Origin of the sequence: Streptomyces sp. NPDC126499, from assembly GCF_040302485.1 — a bacterium.
Taxonomy (GTDB): Bacteria; Actinomycetota; Actinomycetes; order Streptomycetales; family Streptomycetaceae; genus Streptomyces.
Genome location: NZ_JBEOUO010000003.1, coordinates 191,373 through 208,621 on the forward strand (window position 1 = coordinate 191,373; position 17,249 = coordinate 208,621).

Sequence of the window (17,249 nt, forward strand, 5' to 3'; positions counted from 1 at the left end):
GCACACACTTTCGGAGGATCCCCGTGAAGGTCGGAATCGTCGGAGCGACCGGTCAGGTCGGCACAGTCATGCGCAAGATTCTGGCCGAGCGGAACTTCCCGGTGGACGAGCTGCGGCTCTTCGCGTCCGCCCGGTCCGCGGGCACCGTGCTCGACGGCGTCACCGTCGAGGACGCCTCCACCGCCGACTACACCGGCCTGGACATCGTCCTCTTCTCGGCCGGCGGCACCACCTCCAAGGCCCTCGCCGAGAAGGTCGCCTCGCAGGGCGCCGTCGTGATCGACAACTCCTCCGCCTGGCGCCGCGACCCCGAGGTGCCGCTGGTGGTGTCCGAGGTGAACCCGCACGCGATCAAGGACCGCCCCAAGGGCATCATCGCCAACCCGAACTGCACCACGATGGCCGCCATGCCGGTCCTCAAGCCGCTCCACCAGGAGGCCGGACTGACCGCGTTCGTGGCCACCACCTACCAGGCCGTGTCCGGCTCCGGCCTGGCCGGTGTCGCCGAGCTGCGCACGCAGGCGTGCGCGGTCGCCGAGCAGGCCGACCAGCTGGCGTACGACGGCGAGGCCGTCGACTTCCCCGAGCCCGGCGTCTACAAGCGTCCGATCGCCTTCAACGTGCTGCCGCTGGCCGGCTCGATCGTCGACGACGGCTCCTTCGAGACCGACGAGGAGCAGAAGCTCCGCAACGAGTCCCGCAAGATCCTGGAGATCCCGGAGCTGAAGGTCTCCGGCACCTGTGTGCGCGTCCCGGTCTTCTCCGGCCACTCCCTCCAGGTCAACGCCCGCTTCGAGCGTCCGATCAGCGTCGAGCGCGCCTACGAGCTGCTGAAGGACGCCGAGGGCGTCGAGCTCTCCGAGATCCCCACCCCGCTCCAGGCCGCCGGCAAGGACGCCTCCTACGTGGGCCGCATCCGCGTCGACGAGACCGTCGAGCACGGCCTCGCGCTGTTCCTCTCCAACGACAACCTGCGCAAGGGCGCGGCGCTCAACGCCGTGCAGATCGCGGAGCTCGTCGCCGCGGAGCTCAAGGGCTGAGGTCCGTACGGTCCCGGTGAGGGCGGTCACCCGTGGGGTGGCCGCCCTTTCCCCTGTTCGCCCTGGGAAATGAACCGTGCGCTGCCGACACGCCCCGTGGAAGGATGGGCCAAACGTCACGAAACCGAGGAGTTGACCGGGTGCCTGGCACGAACCTGACCCGTGAAGAGGCGCAGCAGCGGGCGAAGCTGCTGTCCGTGGACGCGTACGAGGTCGACCTCGACCTCTCGGGTGCGCAGGAGGGCGGCACCTACCGGTCCGTCACCACCGTCCACTTCGATTCCGCCGAGGCCGGGGCCACGACCTTCATCGATCTCGTCGCCCCCGCCGTGCACGAGGTGGTGCTCAACGGGCACTCCCTCGACGTCGCCGCCGTCTTCCGGGACTCCCGGATCAAGCTGCCGCACCTCAAGGAGGGCCGCAACGAGCTGAAGGTCGTCGCGGACTGCGCGTACACCAACACCGGTGAGGGCCTGCACCGCTTCGTCGACCCGGTCGACGGACAGGCCTATCTGTACACGCAGTTCGAGGTGCCGGACGCCCGCCGCGTCTTCGCCTCCTTCGAGCAGCCCGACCTGAAGGCCACCTTCCAGTTCACCGTGAAGGCGCCGAGCGGCTGGTCGGTCGTCTCCAACTCCCCGACGCCCGAGCCCAAGGACGACGTCTGGGTGTTCGAGCCGACCCCGCGGATCTCGACGTACATCACCGCGCTGATCGTCGGCCCCTACCACTCGGTGCACTCGACGTACGAGGGCCCCGGCGGCCAGGTCGTGCCGCTCGGCATCTACTGCCGCCCGTCGCTGGCCGAGTACCTCGACGCGGACCACATCTTCGACGTCACGCGCCAGGGCTTCGGCTGGTTCCAGGAGAAGTTCGCGTACGACTACCCGTTCGCCAAGTACGACCAGCTCTTCGTGCCGGAGTTCAACGCGGGCGCGATGGAGAACGCGGGCGCGGTCACCATCCGCGACCAGTACGTCTTCCGGTCGAAGGTGACGGACGCGGCGTACGAGCGCCGGGCCGAGACCATCCTGCACGAGCTCGCCCATATGTGGTTCGGCGACCTCGTCACCATGGAGTGGTGGAACGACCTGTGGCTGAACGAGTCGTTCGCCACCTACACCTCGGTCGCCTGCCAGGCCTCCGTCGAGGGCACCCGCTGGCCGAACGCCTGGACCACCTTCGCCAACGCGGAGAAGACCTGGGCCTACCGCCAGGACCAGCTGCCGTCGACGCACCCGATCATGGCGGACATCAACGACCTGGAGGACGTGCTCGTCAACTTCGACGGCATCACCTACGCCAAGGGCGCCTCCGTCCTCAAGCAGCTGGTGGCGTACGTCGGCCAGGACGAGTTCTTCACGGGCGTGCAGGCGTACTTCAAGCGTCACGCGTTCGGCAACACCCGCCTCACCGACCTGCTCGGCGCCCTGGAGGAGACCTCCGGGCGCGACCTGAAGTCCTGGTCCAAGGCGTGGCTGGAGACCGCGGGCATCAACATCCTGCGGCCCGAGATCGAGACCGACGAGAACGGCGCCATCACCTCCTTCGCCGTCCGCCAGGAGGCCCCGGCGCTGCCCGCCGGCGCCAAGGGCGAGGCCGTGCTGCGCCCGCACCGGATCGCGATCGGCTTCTACGACCTGGACGCGGCCGGCAAGCTGGTCCGCACCGAGCGCGTGGAGCTGGACGTCGACGCGGCCGAGCGGACCGCCGTCCCGCAGCTGGCCGGCCGGGCCCGTCCGGCGGTCGTGCTGCTCAACGACGACGACCTGTCGTACGCGAAGGTCCGCCTCGACGAGGTGTCCCTGAAGAACGTCACCGCCCACCTGGGCGACTTCACCGAGTCGCTGCCGCGGGCGCTGTGCTGGGCCTCGGCCTGGGACATGACCCGGGACGGCGAGCTGGCCACCCGCGACTACCTGGACCTGGTGCTCTCGGGCATCTCCAAGGAGACCGACATCGGCATGGTGCAGTCGCTCCAGGGCCAGGTGAAGGCGGCCCTCGACCTGTACGCGGCGCCGGAGTGGCGGGAGGCGGGGCTGACCCGCTGGACCGAGGCGACCCTGGCGCACCTCCAGGCCGCCGAGCCGGGCAGCGACCACCAGCTGGCCTGGGCACGGGCCTTCGCGGCGACCGCCCGCACCCCGCAGCAGCTCGACCTGCTGGCGGCGCTCCTGGAGGGCCGGGAGAGCATCGAGGGCCTGGCCGTCGACACCGAGCTGCGCTGGGCCTTCGTCCAGCGGCTCGCGGCGACCGGCGTGTACGACGAGCCGGAGATCGCGGCCGAGCTGGAGCGCGACCGCACGGCGGCCGGCGAGCGCCACGCGGCCACCGCCCGCGCGGCCCGTCCGACCGAGGCGGCCAAGGCCCAGGCGTGGGCGTCGGTCGTCGAGGACGACAAGCTGGCGAACGCGGTGCAGGAGGCGGTGATCGGCGGCTTCGTGCAGACCGACCAGCGTGAGCTGCTCGCCCCGTACACGGAGAAGTACTTCGCCTCGATCAAGGGCATCGCGGAGACCCGCAGCCACGAGATCGTGCAGCAGATCGTGGTGGGCCTCTACCCGACGCTCCAGGTGTCGCAGGAGACGCTGGACGCGACGGACGCCTGGATCGCCGAGCACGACCCGGCGCCGGCGCTGCGGCGCATGGTGACGGAGTGCCGCGCGGGCGTCGAGCGCGCCCTGAGGGCGCAGGCGGCGGACGCGGCGGCGGCCTGACGGTCGTCCGGGCGGAGGGGCCCCGGGCGCGGCGCGCGCCCGGGGCCCCTCGGCACGCCGGGGCTCAGCCCAGGGACTCGGTCCACTGCCAGCCGCCGGTGCCGACGGCCGTCGGCGCGCCGAGACCGGTCGGCGTACCGGACTGGAAGTCCAGGTCGTCGGCGGTTCCGGCGGCCCGGGTGGTCCACAGGTCGGGGCGCCCGTCGCCGGTCACGTCCCCGGCCGAGACGGCGAGCCGCCGCTCGGTGACGGTCCACGGGCCGCCGTCGAGGGCGCGGGGGGCGCCGAGCGGCTGGGCGCCCTGGCTCGCGTACTGGCGCAGCGCGCCGGTGGCACGGTCCCGGCCCCATACGTCCGCCCGGCCGTCCCCGTCGGTGTCGCCGGGCAGGATCACGTCGTAGCCGGCCCACTCCGGGCCGCCGACGCGCACGGCGGCCTTGGCGGCGAAGGTGGGCTGTCCGCCGGTGGGCGTGCCGCCGCGGTGCAGCCACAGTCCGGTGGCGCTGCGGGCGAGCACGTCCGGCAGGCCGTCTCCGTCGACGTCGCCCGCGGCAAGCGGGGTGGCGTCGGTCCAGCCGGTGGGCCGGCCGCCCATGGCGGTCCGGGCGCCGAGCTCGCCACTGCCCTTGTTCGGGTAGACCCAGAGGGTGTCGCCGATGCGGGCGACGAGGTCCTCGCGGCCGTCGCCGGTCCAGTCGCCGCGGTGGCTGACCGTCGCGCCGCTCCAGCCGCCGTGACCGATCTGGCGCGGGGAGCCGAGGGTGCCGGAGCCGGTGCCGGAGTAGAGGCGGAGCGCTCCGTCGTCGCGCACCGCGACGAAGTCGGGTCGGCCGTCTCCGGTCAGGTCGCCGCCGGTGCCGGAGCCCGGCCGGGGCTCGGGGTGGGCGGCGGCGCGCAGCAGCGCGTGGTCGGAGAGGGGCGCGGTGCCGGCCGGTTCGGGTTCGAGGGCGTCGGCCCGAACGGTGTGGAAGTCGCGGGCGGTGAGGAAGACGTGGTCGAACTTCTTGCCGGAGGCGATGGTGGGCTCGCCGCTGCGGCATTCGCCGGCGCCGGAGGCGAGGCAGGCGTCGGTGAACCAGTCGCGGTCGTTCTCGTCGGCCTCGGCGAACGGCCCGGTGCCGGGCAGTCCGGCGCGGATCGGGTCGAGCGCGCGGTAGTCGGCGCCGGCGTTGAAGTCTCCGCCGAGGACGACGGGCAGGCCGGCCGCCCAGGTGTCGATCCGGGCGAGGACCTGGGCGGAGCCGTTGTCCGGGAGGATGTACTGGGCGAGGTGAGTGGTGCAGGCGAGGGTGGTGCGTCCGTCGACCGGGCCGCGGGCGCAGAGCACGGCGCGCGGCTCCTCGCCGGCCGGGACGGTCAGAGCCGCCGCGTACCGGTCGACGGCCGGGGCCTTGACGAAGACGCCCAGGCCGAATCGGGTGTCGCCGGACCACTTGGCGCAGCCGGAGGCGGTCGTGGTCGAGGTCCACACCCCGGTGTAGCCGGGCAGCGCGTCCCGGAGCGCGGCCCACTGTCCGAAGCAGAGCTCTTGGAGCATGAGGGCGTCGGTGTCCCAGGTGAGCACCTGGTCCTTGATCTTCCCGGTCCATGTGGGAAGGTCCAGGGCGCTCTGGCAGGTGTACGCGCCGCAGACGTTGTACGTGAGGGTGCGCACCGGCGGCGCGGTGGCCGGGTCGACGGTGTCGGCGGCGGCCGGGGCCGCGCTCGCGCAGAGCACGGCGAGGGTGGTGGCGAGGGCGGCGGCGGCGCGGGCCGCCGCCTTCCGCAGGGTTCTTCGGATGGTTCTCATGTACGCCCCCCAGGGTGTCGGTGGTCCCCCCGTTGATGATCACCGGCACCCTAGCCGCCGCGTGCGCGTCCCCGTCAGCCCGTCAACCCGTCAACCCGTCAACCCGTCAACCCGTCAGGCGGGCGTACCGCGCCCGCAGGTCGGCCGCGCCCTCGTCGGTGAGGCTGCCGTGCAGGCGCATGCGGGCGATGCCGCCGTCGGGGAAGGCGTCGAGGCGGACGTGGGTGACGACGGCCTGCGCGGGGAGGGTGAAGCGGTGGAGGGTGTCGGGCTGGAGGCGGGTGCGCGGGATGATCTCGAACCACTCGGCGCCTGCCGCGGGGTCGCCGTTGCAGCCCTGGAGGGCGATCCAGCCGGCCGAGTTGCCCTTGAGGTAGGCGGTGTCGATCTCGACCGCGCGGACCGCGCCCTGGGCGGCGAGCCGGAAGCGGACCCAGTCGTTGGTGCCGCGGACCCGGCGGCGGCGGTTCTCCCAGCCGTCGTCCATCTTGCGGGAGGTGCCGGGCAGGATGATCTGCGTGGGTGAGGAGTAGAAGCGGTCCGAGGCGTCCTCGTATACGCCGCCGTTGACGACGGCGATCAGGTCGAGGGTGCCGAGGACCTCCAGCCACTCGGGGTCGGGGACGACCTCGCCGTGCACGCGGAGGCGGGCGATGCCGCCGTCGGGGTGCTGGCAGAGCCGTACGTGGGTGTAGCGGCGCTCGGCGGTGATCTCGAAGCCGTTGGCGGCGTGGCCGCGCACGGGGGTGGGCGGGAGGAGCTCCTCCCACTTCGCGTCGAGGAGTTCCTCGGGGCTCGGCGTGCCGTCGACGGCGGCGGCCTGGACGCTCACCCGCTGCGGGTAGTTGCCGCGGAAGTGGGCGGTGTCGACGACGATGCCGCGGATGACGCCGGGGGCGCCGAGGCGGACGATCGCCCAGTCGTGGTCCCCGGGCGCCGGGAAGGGGTGGCCGGCGTCGGCGCCGCGCCGGCGGCGGGTCTCCCAGCCGTCCATGATCTTGCCCTTGTGCCCGAAGTGCTCGGGGTCGAAGACGGCGCGCTCGCGGACGAGGAGGTTCTCGCGCTCGGCGAAGAACTCGTCGTTGGCGGCGACGACTCCGGCACCGAGGCGGCGGTCGGCCAGGTCGACCAGCTCGGTGAAGGGGAAGTCCCCGGCGCGGTAGTCGGCGTACGGGTCGCCTCCGGCGTAGGGGGCGGCGTCGTTGGCGTGCGGGTCGTCGGCGTGGGCGGCGGCGGCGTGCGGGTCTGCTGCGGAGGTGTCGAGGCTCATGTCCTCGACTGTGCCCGCACGCCCCGGCACAGGTCCATCGAATGTTTTCGAGGGTGCTTTTCAGCTGCGCTGAACGGTTTCGCGGTGCGCGGATTCGCGCTGGGCGGTGTGGCGCTGGACGGCGACCTGGCGCAGCGCCGCGAGAACGCGGGCCACGGCCGGGGCCTCCTCCGCCCCGCGCCGTACCGCCGCGACGACATGGCGGCGCGGCTGGTCGGCGGACAGGACCCGCATGACGACTCCGGCGCGGCGCTCGGCCGCGGCCATCCGGGGCACCAGGGCGACGCCCATCCCGGCCTCGACCATGGCGAGGATCGCGGTCCAGCCGGCCGCGCTGTGCGCCTGCTCGGGCACGAACCCGGCGGCCTCGCAGGCGGCGGTGGTGATCTCGGACCAGGGCCCGGAGCCGCCGAAGATCCAGGGCTCGGCGGACAGGTCGGCGAGCCGGAGCCCGGGGGCGTCGGCGAGCGGGTGCCCGGCGGGCAGGGCGACGTCGAGGGGGTCGGCGAGCAGCGGCACCCGGCTGAACTTGGGGTCGCGGGCGGTGGGCGCGTGGGCGGCGAGCGAGAGCGCCAGGTCGACGTCTCCGGCGGTGAGCAGTTCGTACGCCTCCGCCGCCTCGGCCTCGCGGACCCGGAGGTCGAGGCCGGGGTGGGCGGAGCGCAGCGCCTGGACGGCGGGGACGACGAGCGCGGGCACGGCGGTGGAGAAGGCGGCGACCCGCACCCGGCCCGCCTCGCCCCGCAGATAGCCGTCGAGTTCGGCCTCGGCCCGCTCCAGCTGGGCGAAGACGGCCTCGGCGTGCCGCAGCACCAGGTGGGCGGCGTCGGTGAGCCGCACCCGCCGCCCGTGTGCTTCCAGGACCGGCACGCCGAGCTGCCGGGAGAGGTTGGTGAGCTGCTGCGAGACGGCCGAGGGGGTCATGAGCAGCGCCTCGGCGGTCGCGGTGACGGTGCCGCGGTCGCGCAGGGTGCGCAGGATCTGGAGCTTCTTGATGTCCCACTCGGTCATGGGGCGCAACCTACCGGGCGGCCCCGGGCCCGCCCCCGTACGGGCGCCGTTCCTCCGCTCGGATCACGGGTCCTCGTAGATCGTGCACTGGCGCAATCCGGCCCAGTAGTTCTCCGAGCCGGCGAAGTAGACGGCCGGGACCCATCCCCACTTGCCGTTGTCGGCCATCGTGATCGCCCAGTCGTTCGAGCTGTATCCGTACGCCGAGTACGTGTCCTTGAGCGAGTTGCTCCGGCAGACGAACCAGTTGCCGCTGCCGGCGTTCACCAGGTGCCCGACCGTCTGCCTGGAGTCGAAGGGGCGGTTGTAGACCGGCGTGTTCGACTTCCAGATCGGGCAGTACTGGACATGGGTGACGGCGAACGTGGGGCCGCCCTCCATGGAGGCCGTCGTCCGCTTGGCGACCTGACCGCCGCAGGAACTCGCCGCGTAGGCGGGTGACCCGAAGCCGGCGAGCGGGATCGACGCGAGGGCGAGGGAGACGACGGTGGCCGCCCCCTTGGCGGCGGGCCGCCTCAGCGCCGAGAAGAGGCGCCGCACCGCCCCGGCGCCTTGGTGCCCCCCTGCTGCGTGCATGGTTGCTCTCCCTCCCTTGGGGACCTGGCGCCAGGCTAGCGAGAGGCACGGGTCCGCACCTCCCCCCGAACGGGCCATTGTCGGGAATGGGCCCTGGCGTCGAGACACCTCCTAGTCGCGCCGGCCCGTCGCCGAGGCGAGTGCCACCCCGCCGAGGATGAGCGCCATGCAGGCCACGCCCAGCACCCCCAGTTCCTCGCCGAGCAGGACGTACGAGAGCAGCGCCACGCACACCGGCTGGAGGTAGTAGACGACCCCGGCGCGGGCGGCGCCGATCAGGGCGATGGCCCTGTTCCAGGCGAAGAAGGCGACGGCGGAGGAGAAGACGCCGACGTAGAGGAGCGGGCCTGCGGTCCCGGCGGTGACCGGGAAGCCGCCCTGGACGGTGAGGGAGACGGCGTACGCCGGGGCGAGCATCAGGGCGCCGAGGACGAAGGTGGTGAAGAGGAAGGCGAGGCCGTCGATCCCGGCGGGCTTGCGCTTGAGGAGGGCGCTGTACGAGGCGAAGGACAGGGCCGCGGCGAACATCCACAGGTCGCCCGCGGCGAGGTCGACGGCGAGGGAGCCCTTGCCGACGAGGAGCAGCACCCCGAGGACGGCGACGAGGAGGCCGAGGAGGCGGCGGGCGCCGAGCCGTTCGCCGCCGAGGCGGGCGTAGAGGGTCATGAGCACCGGGGAGGCGGCCATGATCATGCCCATGTTGGAGGCGGAGGTGGTCAGTCCGGCCTGGTGGACCAGGGTGTTGTAGAGCGCGACGCCGAACAGCGAGGCGAGGGCGACGAAGCCGAGGTGACGGCGGATCAGCGCGCGCTGCCGCCAGAACGGGCGGGCGGCGAAGGGGGCGACGGCGAGGAGCGCGATGATCCAGCGCCAGAAGACGGCCTGGACGGGCGGAACGGTGTCGGCCATGTCGCGGGTGGCGACGAAGCTGCCGGACCAGACGACGGTCGCGAGCAGGGCGAGCAGCACGCCGAGGCCGGCGCCCCGCGCGAGCTTCCTCGCGGGCGCCGGCCTCTCGGTGGCGGTGGTGACGGTGGATTCGGTTTCGGCGGGGGCGACCTCGGCGGGGGTGACTTCGCCGGAGGTGGTCTCCGCGGCGGTGGGGTGACGGGCGGTGGTGAGGGTCATGCCGCCTACCGTCGCACCGCCGGACTCTCCAGGTCCATCGAAACTTCCTGACCGTTCTTTTCAGTTCCGCTGAACGTTTGCTTCTTGGCGGGCGGGTTCAGCTGGCCCGCCAGGGTGGCGCCGAAGGCGATCACCATGCCGAGCAGCTGCACCGGGCCGAGCGCCTGGCCGAGCGCGGCCCACCCGATGACGGCGGCGGTGATCGGCGAGAGCGGGCCGAGGAGGGTGACGGAGGAGGCGCTGAGGCGCTCGATGCCGCGGAACCAGAGGAAGTAGGAGACGGCGGTGTTGCCGAAGGCGAGGTAGGCGTAGCCGGCCAGGTTGTCGCCGGTGAGGGCCGGCGGGGCGCCTTCGAGCAGGAAGGCGATCGGCAGGATGATCAGGCCGCCCGCGGTGAGCTGCCAGCCGGTGAGGGCGAGGGCGCCGACGCCCTCGGGGCGCCCCCAGCGCTTGGTGAAGACGGTGCCCGCGGACATCGACAGGGCGGAGAGCAGTCCGGCGGTCACGCCGACCGCGTCGAGCGCGGCACCCGCCTTGAGCACCACGAGACTGACGCCGAAGGCGGCGGCGATGGCGGTGAGCAGCGCCTTCACGGTCGGCTTGTCGCCGAGGAGGAGGGCCGCGAGGCCGACGACGAAGAGCGGTCCGACGGAGGCCACGACGGCGGCGACACCGCCGGGCAGGCGATAGGCGGCGAGGAAGAGCAGCGGGAAGAACGCGCCGATGTTGAGGGCTCCCAGGACGGTCGACTTCCACCACCAGGCCCCTTGTGGCAGCTTGCGGGTGAGCGCGAGCAGCAGCAGCCCGGCGGGCAGGGCCCGCATCAGACCGGTGAACAGCGGCCGGTCGGGGGGCAGGAACTCCGTGGTGACGAAGTAGGTGGAGCCCCAGGAGATCGGGGCGAGCGCGGTCAGGGCGATGGTGGCGGCCTTGCGGGACATGACGGTTCCCCCCTGCGGTGACGGGCCGGACCGGCGGTGACGGGCCGGGCCGGTTGACTTGGCGGTAATTAACTTAGCGCTAAGCTACTTGCTTGCAAGTGGCTTTCTTGTAAGTGGCTTTCTTGCCACCGAGTCAGTGAGGAGAGAGACTGCGGGCATGGAGAACCACGACGCCGTCGATGCCATCACCGACCAGTGGGCCGTCGTCCGCCCGGACCTGGACACGCTGCCGATGGCCGTCTTCGGCCGGATCTACCGCCTGGCGAACGCCATGCGCGCCAAGGTCGACAAGGCCTACGCCCCCTACGGCGGGATGTCGCTGGGCGAGTTCGACGTGCTGGCGACCCTGCGCCGCTCCGGCGAGCCCTACACCCTCTCGCCGCGCGAGCTGACCGCCACGCTGATGATCACGACCGGCGGGATGACGGGACGGCTCGACAAGCTGGAGCGCGCCGGTCTGCTCACCCGCAGCCCCGACCCGAACGACCGGCGCGGCCTGCGGGTCACCCTCACCGAGGAGGGCCGCGTCCTCGTGGACCAGGCCGTCGGCGCCGGGCTCGCCCAGCAGCGCGCGGCCCTGGAGGCGGCGCTCAGCCCGGAGGAGGCGGAGCAGCTGGCCGGCCTGCTGCGGAAGCTGCTGGCCACCACCGCCTGAAGACGCACGAGGGCGCCGCACGGCACGTCATGACGACGTACCGTGCGGCGCCCTCGTCGGGTACGAGCGGGCTTACGCCTTCTTCTTGGACTTGTCGAGCACCATCACCAGGCCGGTGATCACCAGGAACAGCACCAGCGGAGCGGCCACGAACAGGCCGAGGGTCTCGACGACCTCCAGCTTCGGGGCCGGGTCGTCACCGTCGTCGCGGGTGAGCGCGAGCGCGGGGGACGACATGAGCAGCATCATCAGCGTCGTACCGGCCGCGACGGCGCCGGCGCGCAGGGCGTTCTTCTTGTCCACGGTGCAAAAGTAGCGAACACCTAAACCGCCCGCGCGCCCGGGGGTGCCGTACGGGCCCCGACCCGCTCCGCGAGCAGCCGCAGCAGGTCGTGCGCGCGGGGCGAGGCGGCCAGTGCCTCCAGGGCGAGCGGCTGACCGTCCGGGCCCGCGACCGGCAGCCGCCAGTTCGGGTACTGGTCCCAGGTCCCCGGCAGGTTCTGCGGCCGGCGGTCCCCGACGGCGTCCGGCAGCCACACCCCCACCATCCGGGCCGGCGTCGCGGCCAGGAAGCGGTGGAAGGCCCGGATCTCGGTCGCCTCGTCGCCCGGCCCCTCCGGCAGGTAGCCGAGCCGCTGGAGCAGGCCCAGCCACTCGGCGGTCTCGGCCGTGTCCCGGCTCCGCTCCCGCTCCAGGTCGCCCGAGAGCAGGCCGAGCCGGTGGCGCAGCGTCACGTGGTCGCCGGAGAGCCGGGCCGCGGTGGACGGCAGGTCGTGGGTGGTGGCGGTGGCCACGCAGTCGGCCCGCCACTCCTCCGGCGGCAGCGGGCGGCCCGTACCGGTCCAGTCGCGCTCGAACCACAGCACGGACGTGCCCAGCACCCCGCGCCGCGCCAGCGCCTCCCGCACCCCCGGCTCGACGGTCCCCAGGTCCTCGCCGACGACCGCGGCCCCGGCCCGGTGCGCCTCCAGGACGAGCACCGCGAGCATCGCCTCGGAGTCGTAACGGACGTACGTGCCCGCGGTCGGCTCCCCGCCCTCGGGCACCCACCAGAGCCGGAACAGGCCCATGACGTGGTCGATCCGCAGCGCGCCCGCGTGCCGCAGCAGCTCGCGCAGCAGACCGCGGTACGGGGCGTAGCCCTCGGCGGCCAGGACGTCGGGGCGCCAGGGCGGCAGGCCCCAGTCCTGGCCACGGGAGTTGAAGGCGTCGGGCGGGGCGCCCACCGACATGCCGGCCGCGAAGACGTGCTGCTGCGCCCACGCGTCGGAGCCGTCCGGGTGGACGCCCACGGCGAGGTCGTGCACGAGGCCGATCGTCATCCCGGCCTGCCGGGCGGTGTCGGCCGCCTCGGCCAGCTGCCGGTCCGTCAGCCAGGCGAGCCGGCAGTGGAAGTCGACCCGGGCGGCCAGTTCCGCGTCGGCCCGGACCACCGCCTCGGCGGTACGCGGGTGGCGCAGCCGCTCCGGCCACTCCCGCCAGCGGTGGCCGTACCGCTCGGCGAGGGCCTGGTAGGTGGCGTGGTCCTCGAGCGCCCGGCCGCGCTCGGCCAGGAAGTCCCGGTAGGCGGCCCGGCGGCCGGGGCCGAGCTCGACCGCGTGGACCAGCTCCAGGGCGCGCCGCTTGGCGTCCCACACCGCGTCCCGGTCGATCAGCGCGCCCTTGCGGAGGACCCGTTCGCGCAGCTCGGTCGCGTCCGCGAGGATCCGGTCGAGCTCCTCGCGGCGGGCCGGGTCGACGTACGGGTACTCGGGGACGTCCTCGACCCGCAGATGGACGGGGTCGGAGAAGCGGCGCGAGGAGGGGCGGTACGGGGAGGGGTCGGTGGGCGCCCCGGGCACGGCCGCGTGCAGCGGGTTGACCTGCACGAATCCGGCGCCGTGCGTGCGGCCCGCCCAGTCGGCGAGCTCGCGCAGGTCACCGAGGTCGCCCATGCCCCAGGAGCGGGCGGACAGCAGCGAGTAGAGCTGGACGAGCAGTCCGTACGCCCGGCCGGCGAGGCCCGGCACGCGCGCGGGGGCCACGATCAGGGTGCTGGTGCCGCCGCGCCCGTCGGGGGCGTGGGCGGCGAGCCGGTGCACGCCGAGCGGGAGGGCGCTCCAGTCGGGGCCCGTGACGGTCCGCCCGTCCTCGGTGGTGACCGTGAGCCGGGTGCCGGGCGGCAGACCGCGCGGGAGCCCCGGGGGCCCGCTGTGCGCCTCCTGGGCCTCCGGGGACGCGGAGGACGTCGCCTGGGCCGCGAGGGACGCCGCCGCCGGGGCCACCGGGGACGCGGGGGACGCCGCCGCGGCCGCCGGAGACGCGGCCTGGGCGGTCTGGGACGCCGGCGACGCCGCCTGGCCGCGCGCCCGGTCCCGGCTGCGGTCCCGGGTCCGGTCCTTCGTCCCGTCCTGACCCTCGTCGCGCCAGTGGACGACCGTGGGCGGCAGCAGGCGCTCCGCGGCGGCCCGTTCGGCGGCGTCGAGCGCCGCGGCGAGCGCTTCCGGCGTGGACGCGTCCACGTCCAGGGCGCGCAGGACCGCCACGACGGTGGCGTCGGGCACGCTGACCGTGACGCCCTCGGAGGGGGCGTACTCGGTGGCGACGCCGTGCAGGGCGGCGAGACGGGCCAGGGTCACGTCACACTCCTGGGGACTCCGAACCGCCCGCGGTGGCGCGGGCGGTGGGTTCGCTGGTCAAGGGCGCCGCCTCCGTGAGGGGCGGCTCGCTGGTGAGGGGCGCGGCATGGGCGAGGGGCGGCTCGCTGGTGAGCGGCGTCCCCTGCGCCGGAACCCGTATCGGATTCCGTAGCGGATGGCCTGCCCGTTTGCAGGCGTGGTCGGTGGCGGTCACGGGATCTCCCGGTTCGTCTCGACAGGTAAGACAGCGGAACAGTCGGGGGAGCCCTACCCATCGGTCCCCGTTTTACCGGTGGATTTTGGTGAAACGGTGCCACCTCGCCGAAAGGCCACCGGGCAAACCAGACACTTCGACCAGCCGCATTGACACTCCGTCGGCCCGGGTGGTGGGCTCGTAACCCAGTCGTGACCCACGTGACCCCAGGGGAGAGGAGTTCCGCGTTGCCTCTCGGGCACCTCGCGCGCAGAAAGCGGACCGCGACGGCCGTCGCCGCGGCGGTCATCGGCGGACTCCTCGGCGGCGCCGTACCCGGCGTCGCGCACGCGGCACCCGGCACGCCGGTCGCCCCCGCCTCCTCGCCCGACCGGCAGGGCGCCGCCGACCCCTCCGTGTGGCCCCGTCCGCAGTCCCTGACCCGCACGGGCCAGGCAGTGCCGCTCGGCTCCGAGGTGACCCTGCGGGCCGCCCCCGACGCCGATCCGTACGCGCTGACCGCCCTCCGCCAGGTCCTGGAGACGGCCGGGGTGCGGACGGTGCACACGGCGCTGCCCGGCCGCGGCCCGCTGATCCGCCTGGGCGACACCGTCGAAACGGAAGCGGCGCTGCGCGCCCTCGGGGCGGCCGAACGCGGTGATCTGCCGGACGGCGGCTACCGGCTCGCCACCGGCCGGCTCCACGGCCGGGACACCGTCGTCCTCGACGGCGCCGGTACCGACGGCCTCTTCCACGCCGTCCAGACACTCCGTCAACTCGCGGGCACGCACGGGACCCTGCCGGGCGTGGTGGTGCGCGACTGGCCGTCCACCGCCGTACGCGGAGTGACCGAGGGCTTCTACGGGCGTCCCTGGTCGCCCGCCGACCGGCTCGCCCAGATCGACTTCCTCGGCCGCACCAAGCAGAACCGCTACCTCTACGCGCCCGGTGACGACCCCTACCGGCAGGCCCTGTGGCGCGAGCCCTACCCGGCGGCCGAGCGGGCCGCGTTCAGGGAGCTCGCCGCACGGGCCGCCGCCAACCACGTGACGCTCGCCTGGGCCGTGGCCCCCGCCCAGGCCATGTGCCTGTCCTCGGACGCCGACGTGAAGGCGCTCCAGGCGAAGATCGACGCCATGTGGGAGCTCGGCGTGCGCGCCTTCCAGCTCCAGTTCCAGGACGTCAGCTACAGCGAGTGGGGCTGCGACGGCTCCGCCGACGCCGACGCCTTCGGGCGCGGCCCCGAGGCCGCCGCCCGCGCCCACGCGCGCGTGGCGAACGCCGTCGCCGACCACCTCGCCCGGCGCCACCCGGGTGCGGCGCCGCTGTCGCTGATGCCGACGGAGTACTACCAGGAGGGCGCCACCGACTACCGCACGGCGCTCGCCGGCGCGCTCGACGCGCGCGTGGAGGTCGCCTGGACGGGCGTCGGCGTGGTGCCGCGCACCATCACCGGACGCGAACTGGCCGGGGCGCGCGAGGCGCTGCGCCACCCGCTGGTCACCATGGACAACTACCCGGTCAACGACTACGCCCAGGACAGGCTCTTCCTCGGGCCCGCGACCGGCCGCGAACCGGCCGTGGCCGCCGGTTCGGCCGCGTTCCTCGCCAACGGCATGGAGCAGGCCGCGGCCTCCCGCATCCCGCTGTTCACCGCCGCCGACTTCGCCTGGAACCCGAAGGGCTACCGGCCCGCGGAGTCCTGGCGTGCCGCCGTCGACGAGCTGGCCGGACCGGACCCGAAGGCCCGCGAGGCGCTGCGGGCGCTCGCCGGGAACGACGCCTCCTCGATCCTCGACCCGAAGGCCGAGTCGGCCTATCTGAAGCCGCTCGCGGCCGCCTTCTGGGCGAGCCGCACCGGCGCCGACCCGGCCGTACGGGAGAAGGCGGCGCGCGAGCTGCGGGCCGCGTTCACCGTGATGCGCCAGGCGCCCGACCGCCTGAAGGGCACGGCGGGCGGCGCGCTCGGCGAGGAGGCCGGGCCGTGGCTCGACCGGCTCTCCCGGTACGGCGCGGCCGGCGAGACGGCCGTCGACATGCTGCTCGCCCAGGCGCGCGGGGACGGCGCCGCCGCCTGGCGGGCCCAGCTCGACCTGGAGCGGCGGCGCGCGGAGCTGCGGCCGAAGGACGTGACGGTCGGCAAGGACGTCCTCGACGGCTTCCTCGCGCGGGCGGCCGCCGAGGCGGCCGCCTGGACGGGCGCCGACCGCGGCCGGCCCCCCGGCGAGCGGGCGGACGTGGCGGAGGACGCGTACACCGTCCGTCTGGAACGCCCGCGCCCGGTGGAGACCGTGACGGTGATGACCGAGCCGGGCTCCGAGGGCGTCCTGGAGGCGTACGTGCCGGGCGAGGGCTGGCGGCGGCTCGGCCCGCTCGCCGCCTCCGGCTGGACGCAGACCGACCTGAAGGGGCTGCGGGCGGACGCGCTGCGGATCGTGTGGAGCGGCGGCACCCCGCAGCGCGTGCGGTCCCTCGTGCCGTGGTTCGCCGACGAGCCGCGCGCGGGCCTGGAGCTCGCCCGCTCGGAGACGGACGCCGAGATCGGCGGCGCGGCCCAGCGGGTCGACGTCACCCTGGAGGGCCGGCGCGCCACCGAGGTGCGCGGGCCGCTCGCCGCCCGGCCGCCGAAGGGGATCACGGTGCGGCTGCCGAAGGAGGCCGTGGTGCCGCGCGGCGCCCGCACGACGGTGCCGATGGAGGTGTCGGTGGCGGCGGACGCGCCGGCCGGCTCGTACGCGGTCCCGGTGTCGTTCGCGGGCGAGGAGCGGGTCCTGACGGTGCGGGCCTTCCCGCGCACCGCGGGCCCCGACCTGGCCCGTACGGCCACGGCCTCGTCCTCCGGCGACGAGACGCCCGACTTCCCGGCCGCCCACGCCCTCGACGGCGACCCGGAGACCCGCTGGTCCTCGCCGCTGGAGGACGGCGCCTGGTGGCAGATGGAGCTGGCCGAGCCGGCCCGGATAGGGCGCGTGGTCCTGCACTGGCAGGACGCCTACGCCTCCCGCTACCGCGTCCAGGTCTCCGCCGACGGCCGCGTCTGGCGCACGGCCGCCACGGTCCGGGACGGCCGGGGCGGGCGCGAGACGGTCCGCATGGACGCGCCGGACACCCGCTTCCTGCGGGTGCAGGGCGAGGAGCGGGCGACGGAGTACGGCTACTCGCTGTGGTCGGTGGAGACGTACGCGGTGGCGGAGCCGCCGCCGGAGTCACCCCGGGAGCGGTCGCAGGACGACCCCGGGGACGAGCCCCGGGACGCGCACGGCGCCGCGCCCGAGGGGGAGCCGGGCGGGACGGCGCCCGACTCCCCGTAG

The 17,249-nt window shown here is 74.2% G+C and carries 13 protein-coding genes; 4 read left to right on the forward strand and 9 right to left on the reverse strand.

Going from position 1 to position 17,249, the window contains the following annotated elements; translation table 11 throughout:
* Positions 1-23 precede the first annotated feature (23 nt).
* A complete protein-coding gene (locus ABTZ91_RS05650; RefSeq protein WP_352075841.1) occupies positions 24-1,040 on the forward strand; it encodes an aspartate-semialdehyde dehydrogenase in 1,017 nt (338 codons plus the stop codon).
* 140 nt (positions 1,041-1,180) lie between these two features.
* Positions 1,181-3,757: an aminopeptidase N gene (pepN, locus tag ABTZ91_RS05655; protein WP_352075842.1), complete on the forward strand. Its 2,577-nt coding sequence runs from the start codon at positions 1,181-1,183 to the stop codon at positions 3,755-3,757.
* 64 nt (positions 3,758-3,821) lie between these two features.
* On the opposite strand, the gene ABTZ91_RS05660 is transcribed toward pepN, so the two are convergent.
* The 6 genes from ABTZ91_RS05660 to ABTZ91_RS05685 form a co-directional block, all read right to left on the reverse strand.
* Positions 3,822-5,546: an FG-GAP-like repeat-containing protein gene (locus ABTZ91_RS05660; RefSeq protein ID WP_352075843.1), complete on the reverse strand. Its 1,725-nt coding sequence runs from the start codon at positions 5,544-5,546 to the stop codon at positions 3,822-3,824.
* 106 nt (positions 5,547-5,652) lie between these two features.
* Positions 5,653-6,816 carry an allantoicase gene (alc, locus tag ABTZ91_RS05665; RefSeq protein WP_352075844.1) on the reverse strand — a complete coding sequence of 388 codons (1,164 nt, stop codon included), beginning with the start codon at positions 6,814-6,816 and terminating at the stop codon, positions 5,653-5,655.
* Between the two features lie 60 nt (positions 6,817-6,876).
* On the reverse strand, positions 6,877-7,827 hold the full coding sequence (locus ABTZ91_RS05670; RefSeq protein WP_352075845.1) for a LysR family transcriptional regulator: 951 nt from the start codon (positions 7,825-7,827) through the stop codon (positions 6,877-6,879).
* Between the two features lie 63 nt (positions 7,828-7,890).
* Positions 7,891-8,403, reverse strand: coding sequence for a hypothetical protein (locus tag ABTZ91_RS05675; RefSeq protein WP_352075846.1), 513 nt, complete (start codon positions 8,401-8,403; stop codon positions 7,891-7,893).
* 111 nt (positions 8,404-8,514) lie between these two features.
* Entirely contained in the window at positions 8,515-9,531 is a 1,017-nt protein-coding gene (locus tag ABTZ91_RS05680; RefSeq protein ID WP_352075847.1) for a DMT family transporter, read from the reverse strand.
* 5 nt (positions 9,532-9,536) lie between these two features.
* Positions 9,537-10,472 (reverse strand): EamA family transporter, encoded by a 936-nt coding sequence (locus ABTZ91_RS05685; RefSeq protein ID WP_352075848.1) that lies wholly within the window; start codon positions 10,470-10,472, stop codon positions 9,537-9,539.
* Positions 10,473-10,629: 157 nt separating this feature from the next.
* Here ABTZ91_RS05685 and ABTZ91_RS05690 point away from each other — a divergent pair, with 157 nt between their 5' ends.
* A complete protein-coding gene (locus tag ABTZ91_RS05690) occupies positions 10,630-11,127 on the forward strand; it encodes a MarR family transcriptional regulator (protein ID WP_352075849.1) in 498 nt (165 codons plus the stop codon).
* 72 nt (positions 11,128-11,199) lie between these two features.
* Here ABTZ91_RS05690 and ABTZ91_RS05695 read toward each other — a convergent pair whose 3' ends face one another.
* The 3 genes from ABTZ91_RS05695 to ABTZ91_RS34130 are packed head-to-tail and all read right to left on the reverse strand — an operon-like array spanning position 11,200 to position 14,001.
* On the reverse strand, positions 11,200-11,430 hold the full coding sequence (locus tag ABTZ91_RS05695) for a hypothetical protein (RefSeq protein ID WP_352075850.1): 231 nt from the start codon (positions 11,428-11,430) through the stop codon (positions 11,200-11,202).
* A gap of 20 nt (positions 11,431-11,450) precedes the next feature.
* Positions 11,451-13,745 (reverse strand): 4-alpha-glucanotransferase, encoded by a 2,295-nt coding sequence (gene malQ, locus ABTZ91_RS05700; RefSeq protein WP_352075851.1) that lies wholly within the window; start codon positions 13,743-13,745, stop codon positions 11,451-11,453.
* Position 13,746: 1 nt separating this feature from the next.
* Complete coding sequence (locus ABTZ91_RS34130; protein WP_407077904.1) at positions 13,747-14,001, reverse strand: hypothetical protein; 255 nt, start codon at positions 13,999-14,001, stop codon at positions 13,747-13,749.
* A gap of 185 nt (positions 14,002-14,186) precedes the next feature.
* Here ABTZ91_RS34130 and ABTZ91_RS05705 point away from each other — a divergent pair, with 185 nt between their 5' ends.
* Positions 14,187-17,249, forward strand: coding sequence for a beta-N-acetylglucosaminidase domain-containing protein (locus ABTZ91_RS05705; protein ID WP_352075852.1), 3,063 nt, complete (start codon positions 14,187-14,189; stop codon positions 17,247-17,249).

What these genes read in the sequence shown, in the direction of transcription:
- ABTZ91_RS05660 (WP_352075843.1), bottom strand. Translation starts at nt 5,546, where the DNA reads ATGAGAACCATCCGAAGAACCCTGCGGAAGGCGGCGGCCCGCGCCGCC.
- alc (WP_352075844.1), bottom strand. Translation starts at nt 6,816, where the DNA reads ATGAGCCTCGACACCTCCGCAGCAGACCCGCACGCCGCCGCCGCCCAC.
- ABTZ91_RS05670 (WP_352075845.1), bottom strand. Translation starts at nt 7,827, where the DNA reads ATGACCGAGTGGGACATCAAGAAGCTCCAGATCCTGCGCACCCTGCGC.
- ABTZ91_RS05675 (WP_352075846.1), bottom strand. Translation starts at nt 8,403, where the DNA reads ATGCACGCAGCAGGGGGGCACCAAGGCGCCGGGGCGGTGCGGCGCCTC.
- ABTZ91_RS05680 (WP_352075847.1), bottom strand. Translation starts at nt 9,531, where the DNA reads ATGACCCTCACCACCGCCCGTCACCCCACCGCCGCGGAGACCACCTCC.
- ABTZ91_RS05685 (WP_352075848.1), bottom strand. Translation starts at nt 10,472, where the DNA reads ATGTCCCGCAAGGCCGCCACCATCGCCCTGACCGCGCTCGCCCCGATC.
- ABTZ91_RS05690 (WP_352075849.1), top strand. Translation starts at nt 10,630, where the DNA reads ATGGAGAACCACGACGCCGTCGATGCCATCACCGACCAGTGGGCCGTC.